Source organism: Microbulbifer maximicatervae (SeqCode) (assembly GCF_052467955.1).
The window spans coordinates 1,941,951-1,956,220 of record NZ_CP174329.1 but is presented as its reverse complement, the minus strand read 5'-3'; the positions used below and the strand labels follow the sequence as shown (position 1 = coordinate 1,956,220).

Below are 14,270 nucleotides of genomic sequence, written 5' to 3'. Positions count from 1 at the left end.
AAATCCGTACGCCAGAGAAATTACGCCGTGAACTGCATAGCTCCCCCCCCAGATAGCCTGAGTGATCACCGCCACCACCACACAAATTATCAATGTACGTAAGCACTCTCTTAACAGATTCACCCTTAACTCCACTCAAAAAACAATAGTCGTACTCAAGGTAAATACAGCCTGGTTTTGGAGCTGCGCAAAAGCAGACTCATCAGGACCAGCAAAATATCTTACGGATGTTCCAAGTACCCAATCGTCCGCCATCTCCCTCTCACCCCCGATAGTTAAAATAAGGCCACCATCTTCAGGCGTGTATATTAAATCTACTTTTGGATGGTACTCATTATTGGTAAGCGTCCAATGTAAAAGTAAATTATGCCTCAGGGTATTATCACTTAAAAAGGCCATTGCTGAGGATTGGCGAAGGCCATCCCACTGCACTCCCTGATTTTGGTACCATAGGCTGTTATCAAACACCTGCTCCCATTCGCTTTTCCCCCAGGCCCGACTATCAAACCAGTACTCTAAAATAACCGAATACCCAATGCTGTTTGCCCAAGTCATTCCTATAAGAGCTTGCCAGCCATCATCCATCTGCTCCTGTTTTGGCATAGCCGTCAAAGCTGGGGCTCGCCAGCGCCAGTATTCTTGCTGGTAGCGCCATTCTGTATGGATCTCCCATTGCTCTCCATAAGTATTAACCCAGCTTCCCCCTAAGTTCATACCTCGCTGATCATCCATGTAACCCAGTAACTGCCACTCGGCACTAGCTCCAAGCTGATACCAGCGCATGGCAAATCCCTTCGGGTGGTCACCCCCAGAGGCCTGGCTGATACCGGCATCCACCAGCATTACACTTAGCTCTCCATTTTCAGTGAAACGACTGGCAGACACTACCCCAACTCCTTCGCTCACTTGAAGTGATACCGGATTCCGCTCAATGGGTAAAAACCAATCCAGGGGGCGATGTCCATAACCAACACCAAAGTCCAGGCGGCGCTTGCCCAGCAACCAATCCCAGTCCTGCCAGCTCCCCTGCCAGAAAAGCTCTTCAACTACCAACTCTGAGTCTTCACTGCCACTGCGCTCTGCCTGATGGAATGCAGAGATCTGCCCTTCCCAAGCTTCATACTGTAGAGCCCCCTGTAGTAAAGCTTGCCGAGACACACTTGATTGCGCCTCAAAAAGTGAGCTATCAGAAGCGCGATCATAAGCGGCTGTCATCGCCAGCTCCCACTGTGATTCAAGGGCATCCGCCTGGCTAGTAGCACTACCAATCAGTAGAGGTAGCGCCCAAAGAGAATATAGTTTCATAGTTGCCTCCATTCGTGGGAAGCACACTACCAACCTTCCAGGCCCATACCATCGGATAAGACCAACGGTACTGGAATCAGATAAATGGCTTTTGACCGAGATTAATGGAGGGGGTTATCCATTAAATAACCCTCTGAAAAGTTGATCACTCTTTGCGCAACCATCCGAGAATACGGTTTTTCTCTACATACCATTGCCCTGGGGGCATGAAAATAAGTGGGTAACGCTCTCGGGAGGGAGAAAATGGACCCGCGTTCTGCTGAATAATCTCCAGGGTAGCATTATATCTACCATAGAAACGATAGCTACATGGCCATAAGGGTTAAAAAGGGAGGGGCTATAAACAACGATATCGCCAATATTCGGAGGGGTATTACCTTGGTTGTGAAACTGCAGTAATCCTCTTTTGGTATTCACACTCCCGTGCTGGACTGTCAGGTCAAAAAAATCTCTAGCATGTCCAAATGTATCCGGCATTCGATGCCCAAATCGCTCGTAATAATAGCGCTTAACAAACTCAACACACTGGTACCTTAGGCCAAGATTATAACCGTCTTCCGAGGTGTTGCGCTCTTCAACATTATTAACTCCTCCATTGTAATAAACTTCTACCCCATGAAGTGAGTCTATAATCTCTCCGACAGAATAAGCTGTATTAAGGTTTAGGCGAGTAGCCAGTTGATATATCACGGCGATCAAAAGTCCTATACCGGCCACAACAACAATTAACCTACCCTTCCTTCCACCTTCTTTGATTGTTTCAACGAAAGACAACATCCATATTTCCCTCTAATCAACCCCAACTATAAACACCCCAATTTCAGACTCCCACCTGTGCAAAAAAGCAAATGGGGTGAAGTGCACTCTACGTTCAAATATAGGTCTCATTCCTTTATCCTACTCATTACACCTAGTTAACTTTTTGAACCCTGTCATCAATTGCTCAAACGGGGTTCACACTACTTACAGGCGCTAGTAGCAATTGATCCAACACCGTCACAACCTGCCAAAAAAGCGATAGCTATTTTGCCTTAGGTGACCCAGAATCCAAATATAGTTATTTAACTAATAATCAGCAGGAACCGGGCCACTGAGCAGCTGTCCATCAATTACAAATCGCCTTGCTCAATTAGATTAAGAAATACGTCGAGTTTGTCATGCCTGATACCCTAAAATTCCTTACAGCATTCAGCTTATCGGTTCTCCTTACAGCTTGTGGAGGAGGGTCCAGCAGTAGTAATTCCAACGATGAGACTACTGAAACCGAAACAAGTACCGACAGCGGAGACAACAGTGGTTCTGATGATTCCGATAACGGGGACGACGACAGTGATGAAGAAACGGGGGGCTACACTTTTAACCCCAGTAATCCCCTGGCATCACTTATCGTAGGGACACAAGAGTATGCCAGTGGCACTCTCACCCTTGAGGATACCGATAGCAATAGCCCCACCTTTCAAGCCAGTAGTGTGGCTGGAAGCTATGGAGATTTCACTCTCTATGAAAGTGGAAACTGGGAATATCAATTAAACACCAATTCCCAGAATCTGAATGATGGTGATTCCGTAGAGGACACAATCTCTTTTCAGCTCACCGATGGTAGTACCCTCTCTGTAGTGTTCTCTATTCAAACCATCGAAGCCACAGAAAGCAGCATTGTCTTTATCTTTATGAACTTCTCAGATGCCTCTGTAGAAGATGATCTCAGTGTTACCCAAATTGCAAATATGGCTTTCAATGACACAGATTCTCTTGATAATGCCTACCATGAAAACTCCCTGGGACAATTAAAGTTCAGCCGCCATCTAAGCAATGACACCTCACTAGATCAATACTGCTACGGTGAAGACAATGATGAGAGCACTTCTATAGACTGCTTTACCTACAACATTGCCGACAGTCAGAATGGTGGTGTATTGAGTATCGACGATGCGGAATCTCGCTCGGGCAGTGAATATAACGATAGCGGCTATACATGGAGAGATAGGGCAACCAGTTGGATCGAAAGCAATTACCTAGACTCCAACAACCAGCCCGTAGAACTCAACGATTGGCGTCATCGGGTCTACATTTTCCCGGAAGCTGCGGCCAGTGCTGGGCTGGTTGGCACAGGAGTCGCCTCTGTCGGAGGCCGCTGGAGCATGATAATTGCAGATAGTGATCAACTGATTATGGGCCATGAAATTGGGCACAATATTGGCCTGAGCCACGCCGGCAATGACGATAATAATGATGGGGATACCAACGATAGCGGTGAGAGTGAATATGGTAGTGACGGCTCCCTAATGGGCAATGCATGGCAATCACGACTCTTTGGAAGCGGTCATCGTGACTATATGGGCTGGTATGACTCATTCCCCGGATACACTGAAACTATTGAGGCGGTCGCAGGCAGCACCACTAGTATTGAGTTTCAAGCCATAGAACTTACTGCTGGTGAGCTTAGTAGCGATCTTCCTCAGCTCTTAAAGGCCGAAAGCATTGGTAGCAGGAATGGAGAAAACTACTATTACATCGAATACCATGTCGAGCACGACACCCTCAACCCCCGTCCACACCACGAAAATGCGGTAACGGTTCACTATCTTAGCGGCACCAGTAATAACAATGTTACCGCCAACCAGGTAGCCACACTGTCAACTACCGGGGACAGCTTTACTGACTCATCTGCTGGAATCACTATTGAATTCCTATCCACTGACAACAGCACCAACTCTGCAACTGTTTCTGTAACTTACGATGAATAATTTAATGGGGAGTAAGACCGCAATGAAAAATCTACCCTTAGCCCTACTTCTCGCCCTTTCCTCTTCAGCGATTGCCGAAGAGACCGTAACTGGCGTGTTAGAGGAAGAGATCTCCGAGAACTTTCAAACAGGAGAAGTGGATCATCGCTTCTCCGTAAAAGACGAAACTACCGGTGACTACTACTTTATCGACGCCAAAGAGGCAAAGCAGAAAGGTATGCAATCTGGTGAGCGAGTACGTATTCATGGAGAGCGAGAAAACAAACGGCGTTTTCGTATACGTGAATCTCAACGTCTGGAGTTAAGACGAGAGGAGTAACGCCCTTTCTAACTATAATTTTAACTCCTACCACACAAATTCCGCATAGATCAATTCGGGTGTACAGAACATTATCAGTGCACCCGATTAACACAACACCAATTAGCCTAACACTTGGCCACCTCAGACCTAGATACATTTTACTGGCCACATTATTAAAGTTAATTATTTAAGTCTTATAATATCGGCACATCTTTACCATTTAGGTAAGTTACAAACAGACCTATTCAACTTACGCCGATAGAAAACCCGAGTAGGCAAGCCACTCTGATATTCACAACACCACTCCCCCCGTCATTTCCAGCTGGGCATATAAGCGCTGCAATATATGTAGTAGAAAATAGCCTCTGGCGCCAAAAGCATTCATTGTAAAAGTTAACATTTTACAAAATTCTAAACATGAACAACTCACCCCTTGTAGATTTCATCTTACCGCACCGAGATTGCAGCAGATAGCTCATCCAAATACCTTTTAGTCAAATATAATACTAAAGGCACTACAGTCTCTTTAATTTTTAATACCAATTACCGCCCTTAAACAATTAATTCAGAAACAAAACCGACCAGAGCCTCAGGATGAGAAACAGTAAAATTAAAAAGCTCTTTATGGGTAGCATCCCACCTATTCTGTTAATTATTGGCTCCAATAGCCTTGCCAACGATAGCCGCACAGTACTAGTAGAAGCAGCGCAACCCTGGGAGCAAGCTATTAGAACAAAGTTATTTTGCTCTGTATCATCCCCTGCCCTACATCAAATATCTAGTCATTCAGATGCTGAACTTATAGAAATAAAGCCTGTTGGCTCCATTATCAAAGCTGGTGAACTAGTAGCAGCCCAGGATGACTTTTATCTCTCCCAGCAAATGAAGATCATTCGCACCGATATTGAATTAACACAAAGCCAGCTTAACTATGCAGAAGAAGAACTAGGTAGACTGGAGAAACTTCGCTCCGCCGACATGGTTTCTCAGTCTCATTTAAATAACCTTAAGCTCAATGTGGACACCTATCAATTAACCAAGCAAAGACTAGAACAACAACTAAATACAGCTGAATATCGTTCTAAACGACTACTGCACTACGCAAAAACAGATAGTCAAGTTTTAAGCATAGAAGCTAATCCTGGAGAAAACCTCAACCCAGGACAAAGAATTATGCAGTTACTCCCACTAACTGAAAACCAAATTGAATGTAGTCTCCCTGAAGAACACATAAATAAAGAAAGTCTGCTAAGCAATAGCACCTTCAAAATTAAGGAGCAAGATATTGAACTCAGAAATATCAGCCATATAGTAAACCCAGAAACACAGAACTTTAATCTCTACTTTGAAGTCAACAGACAAAAATTTAAGTCCTTACTAGTTGGGCAGCGATTTGAAATAACTATGTTTACCCCTTTCGCGGATCATAGTGAGCAAGAATATATTACCAGAATTCCAAGTGACGCCGTAATTCTTGAGAATGGGCGACAATATAAGGTTTGGACTCTAGACAACGACCAAAGAGCAGTTAGCACCAGGGTGCAAATAATAGATACTCTCGATAATTACTTTGTCGTACGTTCAAGCATTGCTCCTGGCGATCTTTTGATTGTACTAGGTCACGAAGGGTTACAACTCAATGAAGCCGTTACTCCAACAAAGAGGGAAAACACATGAAGTCCCTGGAGAAATACAGCTCAATTATCATCTGTTGTACCTTTACCCTAATAATAGCCGGGGTTATAGCCGGGATAAATTTACCAAACGCCCTACTCCCATCCATTAATCGTCCACAAATTGCACTCGCAACCTCCTGGCCAGGAAAGACCGCAGAAGAAATAGAACAAATACTAATTGCTCCACTAGAACAGGAACTTTCCAGCCTAAGCCACCTCAAAGAATTGCAAACCAATGTTAATAGTAGCTGGGCTTGGACCATAATTGACTTCCATTCGGAGGCAAATATGGAGCAAATGTATATTGAGGTACTGTCCAAAATCAACCAAGTACCCAATTGGCCAACACAAGTTCGCACACCGGATGTATTCAATTTTGCAAATGGCGCAGGGGCTACGCTTGGATCTTTTTTCCTATATTCTGAGAAACCGGCTAGCGAACTTCAATTAATCGACGCGTTTATAAATCATGTTAAGCCAGCCTTTAGTAAAGTTCCTGGTGTACAGTCCATTGAAGAAGCCGGTACACCCACTGCCCAGCGGGTCGATATTGAGTTCGACCCGGAAAAGATGACTCGGTACTCTTTAACCATTGGTGAGATAACCGAAAATCTAAACAACTTAACGGATCGCTCGGGAGGAAATCTAAAAATTGGGTCAAAAGATTATGCCCTTCATTTCAAGGGTCAGATTCCACTAGAGGAACTCTCAACGTTACCTATCGCAACACGAGAAAGCCAAATCATTCAACTCTCGGATATTGCTTCGGTAAAAGAGCGTGTAGCTTCAGATTGGTTATACTTTGCCCTTGAAGGCAATAGATCTCTATACTTCTATCTACGCCCTACCGAAAATGTCAATGTTCTAGAAACCATCGCCCAGCTCAAATCAACAATAGAAGAATTAAATGACGGAGAGTTAAATCGATTGGGGATGAAGCTCGCCATAAGCCGGGATGACTCCACGGGTATTCGGAATTCCCTCAGCCTGGTATACGGAAGCCTCTTGCTGGGTTCACTACTCGCCTGCCTGGTTATTTATTGGTTTTTACGTAACCCCAGAACTCTAACCCTAATATTTCTAAGCATTCCCATTTGTATCTCTCTGGTAGTTCTGGGAATGTATCTTGGAAATAGAAGTATGAACGTTGTTTCACTTGCAGGGATTGCACTTTCTATCGGGTTAATGGTCGATGCAGCAATTATTGTCGTAGAAAACATTCAAAGACTGCGCAAGCAGGGTATAAATATTCAGGAAAGTATCACGCGGGGAACCAAAGAAGTTTCGGGCTCATTATTTTCATCTACAATATCCAGTGTTATCGTATTCCTGCCCATTATTGCTATGCAATCAGCAACAGGGCAGCTTTTTCAAGACCTGGCATTCACAATTTCAAGCGCATTATTAGCATCACTATTGTTTGCTCTACTAATACTACCCTCATTGGCCAGACACTTACTTGGAAAAGCAGCAATTTCTGAGGAGGGATCCAGTAGTATCAAAATCAATAAGGTGCTTGAATGGTGGGTGAAGCTTTCTATCCGTTCTGCAAGCAATCCTAAGCTCGCTTCCACTATAATTTTGTTAGGATTACCCGTCGCACTCATTGCCACTTTCATTTCTAGCCCTGACATTGATGTCCTCCCAGACCCTAAACAAAATATGGTCTCTGTTTATATCAACTTTGAAAGTCCTTTATCCACAGAGACCATAAGAAATGAAATTGGGGAACGGGTCGTAAATAGAATCACAGCCAATAGAGAAGAAATAGAGAACCAAGTTTCAACCTATGGAGTAATTTGCAACCCAAATAATTGCAATCTCTATCTATACACAAAAGGGGACTGGGATTTTGAAGAGCTAAAGAGCTGGCTAAATGAAAAAGCTCTCTTTGGACTAATTGGGACTCGAATACATTTCAGACAAGGTGGTTTACTAAGGTTTGCCCTACCCAATAACCGTATTAGCCAGTTAGATATCAAAGGGGCAGAGCTATCTCGACTACAGATGGCAGGGAGTGAGCTTATGAGCCATTTACGCTTAGAGTTTCCAGAAGCGCAAATTCAAGAGGGAAGCGCACTTCAAAATAGAGCGGTTCGTATTGAATTTCAACCCAAGCTAGTACAATTAGCTCGTTTAGGTATTACGATATCGGAATTAAATCATCATCTGATGGCTTTAACCGATGGAATATATATTGGGCACTTCTATACGGGAACCAACACTCTTCCTTTTTACTTTAAAGCAAGAGAACCGCAAAATCTTGAGACGCTCTTAAATACAGAGATACTGATTAACGGTCACGGCTTTATTCCTCTACGTGAATTGACCGACGCCAAAATCACTCAAGCGCCAGCCAGTATACTTCGTGTCGGCCAGGAAGTGAGTGCATCAATAAACTTAACTCCTCCCGAAGGGGTTGCTATGAAGTCATTTGTCGAGGATGTTGATCAATCTGTGAACGATTTTTTATCAGAAAGTTCCTACAATGATCTTCATACACAGTTTAGAGGTAGCGCCAATGAACTCAACCTGTTCCTCAGTGAGTTCCTAAAAATTTTTGCAGTAGCTATCGCAGTATTGGCCTTATTAATGTATTTCGCCCAAAGGTCCGCAAAGTTAGCAGCAGCAGTACTCTGTGCTGTACCCTTATCATTCGCTGGCGGAATGATAAGCTTACAAGTTTTAAATCTGTTTACTCCCCAAAGCCTGGATGTAATAACCATGATCGGCTTTGTAATCTTAATGGGGCTGGTAGTTAATAATGCGATACTACTAGTCAACCAATTTCATAAGTCATTGCAAAACGGAGCCAATCAATTAGAGGCGATATATATGGCTGCCAGCTTGCGTGTCCGCCCCATTATGCTTACAACAATTACCTGTATCTTTGGCAATATCCCTTTAGTGCTTAACCCCGGAAGTAGCGCAGCGATCTATCGCGGCCTAGCCACTGTCATTACAGGTGGAATGGTTTCTAGCGCCTTATTCGTCTTAGTTTTTATGTCCGCCCTACTTTCAACGAGTTTGTTTCGCACTATCACACCCGCCGCCACTCATAACCGCGACTTAAAACTCCCAGAAGCCACCACTGCATAATATCCAACAGGTGGCCTTAATTTATTCACCCCATACAGATAACAGAATCAAACTACCGGTATGGGCGTGAATATTTTCCTCGAAGGGCACTTTACGACGCTGTCTACCACCTATTCTAACAATTTAATTTGCTATAGTTTTATAGGTCAGTTAACCAATACGGAGAGAATTGGTTGAATCACCTCTTATAGACTGGCAAGGAATCAAGGATGAAGCCTCTAAAATATTTACTTTTGAGTATTCCATTTACACTGCCACTTATCAGCGAAGCCGCTTGGACAGAGAGGGCGCAAATTTACTACTTAAAAGTACACTCGAACGGTGTAGATGTCAGACTTAGAGGATTTGTCAATCCAGAGACAGAGGTGAGCTGCGTGAGCAAAAACACCTTTTTTCTTATTAATGACGACTCTACCATATACAATACCAAGGTATCTTTTCTACTTTCCGCCTATATGTCCCAGAAAACTGTAAAGTTCAGTTATTACGAATGTGAAGATGATAGGATTCGCCTAGGCTCAATCCGTTTTCATGATGAATAGCAGAATCTCATATGATTGACTGACCCTTTATAATTTGGGCCAGTCAATTCTTATCAATATCAATCTAGAAAATATCCGGATCAGCTATCAAACTTGCATTTTCCAACCCATAGTACTCGATCACCCAAGCATAACTCTGGTATATCTCATAACGAGTCGGATAGGCCCGCCCCACTTCATCCCAGCGTTTCCGCGCATTGGAATAGCTGGAACCTTTGATAACTCCTGACAACTCGAACTCATCACCATTATGAGGATTCATGACCGTTGTGGTATAGGGAACTTCAACCTCGCTATTTTCCACCATCATCCGCGCCATCATCAATCCATAGGCGGGTACATTAGATGGCATGGCATCTTTAACAGTTTCCTGGTTGCTTTTGGTCGATGTTTCCCCAACGGTCGTTGAAACACTAAAAGTCTCAGAAAAACTGAATGTAATGGAGCCACTATTTTCAACAGTGCCGGGAACACCGACCTTATAACCCTCGGTCAAGCTAACTCCAGCAGTAACCGCAATCCCCATAGTATTAGTCCAGGTATCTGTTTCACTCTTCCCGTCGGTATACCAGACTTCTGTACTGTCGTTTTGGGCAATACTGCCAGAGTTCTCAAGCAATCTCTCACCAAAGAATGTCCTGGTGTTGTTGGGGGTTTCCACAATCTGATCCCAATGAATCTCTACTCCAGATTCCACCAATTCCAAACGATCCGCAACGCAAGGGTAAATACTCCAAACTTTACTATCACTCGCAGTACCAGCAAATCCAACTACTGACCGGGTTCCAATACTTAGATGGTATTCCTCCCACTTATACCAGCCATTATTACCTCCAAAGGTAATATCACGGGTTGAGTTATCAGCCATGTCTTTCAAGTAGACTCGAATCCTGGAAATATTGCCATCGCGCTTTTTATAGAAGCGCCAACCCTGAATATATTCGGTAGCACCAAGCAACTTTCGATATCCGGAGATAGTGGTTTTACCAACCTCCTCATCTCCTGCATATAAGTATTCGAGCTTTAACCCTTTGATTCTCTCATCACCGCTAAAACTGGTTATAGCGGTGATCTTGTCTCCAGGGGTTCGGGTGGTAACATAGCTATCGCACATATCGAAATCACTACCATTTCCACTCTTACCATACTGAAATATTGTATCGTACCTTAGGGTCCCACCATTATCTGATGTGTTGAAGTACTGATCCAAAATATTTTCTGTTGCACTTATCTGCGCAGAAGCCAATAAACCTAATATCGCTGTGACGAAATACTTCATAGTCAACACCTTCTTTATAAGATTATTCTTTTAAACGGATACAACTATCTGAGTACAACCTTTTGTCAACTTCGTCCGTGTCCAGCCCTCCTGTATTGCCTTTATTGTTTAAGTTTTCCATCCTGTGGGGTGAAAAATAGAAGTAATCTGACTTCGCACTACCAGAACGAGCCCACCACCAACGCAGTAGCGACAAGCAGTAGCACGGATAGAACTCGATAGTTCTGCCATAATGGCTGTGCTTTTAGGGATACAGTCTCAGTGTCAAAATCGCTTTTAGACCAAGTGAAAGACTTGGCTTCTTCGCTAATCTCAGTTGGATAAAGCAGGCTGGTAATCACCAATACCAGTGAACAGAAGACAAACAAAATTGGAGCAATATAGAGGAAATGTAAGTTTGTCCAGTCGAAGACTTCATTGACAAAAAAGAGGCCAACACCGCCCAAGGTACCTAACAGCAAAGTAGCTATAGCTCCCTTGGAGTTAGCACCACGCCAAAAGAACCCGATCAGGAAAAGTGCCAGTACAGGGGGAACTGCATAGGAAAGCACCTTCTGCAGATACTGGAATAAGGAACCAAAACTCTCAATCTGTGGTGCCCAAAGTACGGCAAGTATCATAAAGATAAAGGTAACCAGCTGACCTACACGCATTAACTGGTGCTGGTTTAGGCCCGGAAAAAACTTCCGCACAAAGTCCATGGTCACCAGCGTGGAAGCTGAATTAAGCGTGGAATCAATTTGCGACATTAGTGCAGCAACAAAACCGGCCAACACTAGCCCCAGGATACCGACAGGCAACAGCTCAAATAGCAGAGTGGGATAAACCATATCTGCGCGCTCTAGCTCGGGGAAAATAACAATCGCCATAGTGCCAGGCAGAACCATGATAAACAGCACGGGAAGTTTGAGCAGACCGGCAAATAAGGCTCCCCAGCGGCCGTGATTAACATCTTTTGCACTGAGTACCCTTTGCACCATAAATTGGTTAGTACACCAGAAATAAAAACCCAGCAAAGTGACTCCCGTAATTAGCCCCAACCAGGGCACACTCGAATCACCGATGGGCCGTATCAGACTCAATTGTTCCGCCGAGACCTGGGATACAACATTTTCCCAACCTCCTGCGCGATCCAGGGCAAAAATACTGATCAGGATTGAACCAAATATCAGCAGCAGCGCCTGAATGGTGTCGGTATAAATAACCGCAGCCAAACCTCCACAGATGGTGTAGATACCCGCGATCACCGCCAAAATTGAAATCGTGGTCCAAATTGGTAATTCAGGAAATATCAATTTCATTACCAGGGCCCCTGCATAGAGGCTACCTGCAGTATCAACCACAATATTCAGGAAAATAGTCAATCCCGAAAAATAAGTGCGCGCGGTGCTGTTAAAGCGACGCTCAAGCATTTCCGGCATCGTGTAAATGCGCGAGCGAAGAATTGTGGGCAGATAGAAAACGGCAAAGAAAACCAGGATAACCGCCGCCATCCACTCATAGTTGAAGACCGCTATGCCAGTGCTGTAAGCATCTCCGGCTAAGCCGATCAAAGTGGTACTCGATATATTGGAAGCGAACAGGGATAAGCCAATCAAGGGCCATACCATTTTCCTCCCAGCCAGGAAGTAGTCCTCTGCAGTATCGTGGCGGCGACTTAGGAAGAGCCCAAGGGCGATAGTGAAAACAAAATAGACGACCAGAATGGTCGCATCGACTGGGTGAAGACCAAAATCGACCGGCATAACTTCCTCGTTCACTGCTAGCAGCGTATTTTTAGAATGATTTGCTTGAACTTGGACAAAAATTAAATCACAGTGATTTAATTAAGTAAAGCCAAGCTTCAATAAACAAAAAAAGCCATATCAATCAATAAGTTATATAAACTCAGATCTTAGTACCAACGAAGCCAATAGACTAAGCAAAGGCTTTAAAGTTACACTTTTAACAATAGAACCGGACAATCGGTGGCCGGATCAGATCACGTTTCATCTCAGGGGGCACGGATGGGTAAAGGTAGCAATTCCAGTGGTTTACGCCGCTATAACGAGCGAGTGGTGCTCACGACCTTGCGGAAGACTGGCGCAGCCTCCAAGTCCGACCTAGCGCGCCAAACTGACCTCACCGCGCAGGCGGTTACCCGGATTGTCGATGATTTGGAAAACGCAGGGCTGGTGATGCGAGAGGGACGCCGACTGGGCGGCAAAGGCCAACCCTCGATTATGTACGTTATTAACCCTACTGGTGCTTACTCTGTCGGCATCAAGGTGGGACGGCGCAATATCGAGCTGCTACTAATGGATTTTGGTGGCACAGTACTAAAGAAAATTTGCCACGAGTTTGAATTCCCGGAGCCCGAATTTTTATTGGCAAAAATTGAATCGGGCCTCCAGGCACTTACTGATACCCTACCCGCTAAGGACAGAGGGAAACTAGTGGGCGTGGGTATCGCTATGCCCTGGTTTATCGGCGCCTGGACCGAAGAGCTCAATATGAGTGAAGAACTTGCCGCCCAGTGGCAGGAAATTAATTTTGCTGAAGAAGTTGCTCAGCGCACACATCTGCCGGTCTTCTTCGAGAACGACTGTTCCGCTGCTGCTGTTGCCGAATTGCAGTTTGGCAATGGCCAAGACATATCCAATTTTCTCTACGTTTATATCGGGACCTTTATCGGTGGAGGCCTGGTATTAAATGGCAGTCTGGAAACCGGCGTCCATGGCAATGCGGGCAACCTGGTTTCCCTGCCAGTACCCCGCTCAAAACTTAGCAGCACCCCTGAAAATCAAGGAGCATTTGAGCTACTCCTCAATCGCGCTTCACTATTTGGGCTGCGCAGACATTTACGAGAGTGCGGCATCGAAATTACCAGCACTTCCGAACTTGAAACGGTAATGGACCAGGCCCGCCCTCAGATCCAGGAGTGGCTGGACGACTGTGCAGATGCGCTGGTTTATGCATTTCTATCGGCAATCAGCGTACTGGACCTGGAGGCTATTATTGTCGATGCGCATTTACCCCGCTTTTTATTAGACGAACTGGTCGAAATGATCTCTCGCAGGATAAAGCAGGTGGCACCTTCAGGTGTATTTGCGCCCAAAATTGTCAGTGGAAAAATTGGAGTCGACGCTATCGCCACAGGCGGTGCGATTCTGCCTTTTTACTCAATTTTTGCACCGGATAAAACAGTTCTATTAAAGGGCGGCATACCAGGAAGAATATCTACCTGATTGCGCCTTAATTGGAACCCCAGAAAAGCATAAAAATAACTCTGGGCTCCTTAAGAATAATCAAAGTAATAACTCACCGGCAAATTTCCAATCA

General features: G+C 44.6%; 10 protein-coding genes. 6 read left to right on the top strand and 4 right to left on the bottom strand.

All coding sequences use genetic code 11. The features are described 5' to 3' along the window. Positions 1-135: 135 nt before the first annotated feature. Both ACJJI5_RS08285 and ACJJI5_RS08280 read right to left on the bottom strand, forming a co-directional pair. Positions 136-1,305 (bottom strand): hypothetical protein, encoded by a 1,170-nt coding sequence (locus tag ACJJI5_RS08285; RefSeq protein ID WP_445355991.1) that lies wholly within the window; start codon positions 1,303-1,305, stop codon positions 136-138. A gap of 183 nt (positions 1,306-1,488) precedes the next feature. Then, complete coding sequence (locus tag ACJJI5_RS08280) at positions 1,489-2,082, bottom strand: CHAP domain-containing protein (RefSeq protein WP_445355990.1); 594 nt, start codon at positions 2,080-2,082, stop codon at positions 1,489-1,491. A 380-nt stretch (positions 2,083-2,462) separates the two neighbouring features. Between ACJJI5_RS08280 and ACJJI5_RS08275 the strand changes: the two genes are divergently transcribed. The 5 genes from ACJJI5_RS08275 to ACJJI5_RS08255 all read left to right on the top strand — a co-directional run bounded on the left by ACJJI5_RS08275 (position 2,463) and on the right by ACJJI5_RS08255 (position 9,670). Further along, positions 2,463-4,052, top strand: coding sequence for a VCBS domain-containing protein (locus ACJJI5_RS08275; RefSeq protein ID WP_445355989.1), 1,590 nt, complete (start codon positions 2,463-2,465; stop codon positions 4,050-4,052). A gap of 22 nt (positions 4,053-4,074) precedes the next feature. Continuing rightward, on the top strand, positions 4,075-4,371 hold the full coding sequence (locus tag ACJJI5_RS08270) for a hypothetical protein (RefSeq protein ID WP_444896582.1): 297 nt from the start codon (positions 4,075-4,077) through the stop codon (positions 4,369-4,371). 576 nt (positions 4,372-4,947) lie between these two features. Beyond that, positions 4,948-6,030 (top strand): efflux RND transporter periplasmic adaptor subunit, encoded by a 1,083-nt coding sequence (locus ACJJI5_RS08265; protein WP_445355988.1) that lies wholly within the window; start codon positions 4,948-4,950, stop codon positions 6,028-6,030. Then, on the top strand, positions 6,027-9,128 hold the full coding sequence (locus ACJJI5_RS08260) for an efflux RND transporter permease subunit (RefSeq protein ID WP_445355987.1): 3,102 nt from the start codon (positions 6,027-6,029) through the stop codon (positions 9,126-9,128). The genes ACJJI5_RS08265 and ACJJI5_RS08260 overlap by 4 nt, the downstream gene beginning before the upstream one ends. Before the next feature lie 209 nt (positions 9,129-9,337). Next, positions 9,338-9,670 (top strand): hypothetical protein, encoded by a 333-nt coding sequence (locus tag ACJJI5_RS08255; RefSeq protein ID WP_445355986.1) that lies wholly within the window; start codon positions 9,338-9,340, stop codon positions 9,668-9,670. A gap of 64 nt (positions 9,671-9,734) precedes the next feature. Here the strand turns inward: ACJJI5_RS08255 and ACJJI5_RS08250 are convergent, their stop codons facing one another. Then, entirely contained in the window at positions 9,735-10,949 is a 1,215-nt protein-coding gene (locus ACJJI5_RS08250; RefSeq protein ID WP_445355985.1) for a hypothetical protein, read from the bottom strand. Between the two features lie 158 nt (positions 10,950-11,107). Continuing rightward, positions 11,108-12,709 (bottom strand): sodium:solute symporter, encoded by a 1,602-nt coding sequence (locus ACJJI5_RS08245; RefSeq protein ID WP_445355984.1) that lies wholly within the window; start codon positions 12,707-12,709, stop codon positions 11,108-11,110. A gap of 246 nt (positions 12,710-12,955) precedes the next feature. Between ACJJI5_RS08245 and ACJJI5_RS08240 the strand changes: the two genes are divergently transcribed. Next, the gene (locus tag ACJJI5_RS08240) at positions 12,956-14,176 is read left to right on the top strand and encodes an ROK family transcriptional regulator (RefSeq protein WP_282933612.1); all 1,221 of its coding nucleotides are present in this window, start codon (positions 12,956-12,958) and stop codon (positions 14,174-14,176) included. The last annotated feature ends 94 nt before the right edge of the window (positions 14,177-14,270 follow it).

Coding starts and splice junctions, on each gene's coding strand:
- ACJJI5_RS08285 (WP_445355991.1), bottom strand. CDS start 1,305: ATGAAACTATATTCTCTTTGGGCGCTACCTCTACTGATTGGTAGTGCT.
- ACJJI5_RS08280 (WP_445355990.1), bottom strand. CDS start 2,082: ATGTTGTCTTTCGTTGAAACAATCAAAGAAGGTGGAAGGAAGGGTAGG.
- ACJJI5_RS08275 (WP_445355989.1), top strand. CDS start 2,463: ATGCCTGATACCCTAAAATTCCTTACAGCATTCAGCTTATCGGTTCTC.
- ACJJI5_RS08270 (WP_444896582.1), top strand. CDS start 4,075: ATGAAAAATCTACCCTTAGCCCTACTTCTCGCCCTTTCCTCTTCAGCG.
- ACJJI5_RS08265 (WP_445355988.1), top strand. CDS start 4,948: ATGAGAAACAGTAAAATTAAAAAGCTCTTTATGGGTAGCATCCCACCT.
- ACJJI5_RS08260 (WP_445355987.1), top strand. CDS start 6,027: ATGAAGTCCCTGGAGAAATACAGCTCAATTATCATCTGTTGTACCTTT.
- ACJJI5_RS08255 (WP_445355986.1), top strand. CDS start 9,338: ATGAAGCCTCTAAAATATTTACTTTTGAGTATTCCATTTACACTGCCA.
- ACJJI5_RS08250 (WP_445355985.1), bottom strand. CDS start 10,949: ATGAAGTATTTCGTCACAGCGATATTAGGTTTATTGGCTTCTGCGCAG.
- ACJJI5_RS08240 (WP_282933612.1), top strand. CDS start 12,956: ATGGGTAAAGGTAGCAATTCCAGTGGTTTACGCCGCTATAACGAGCGA.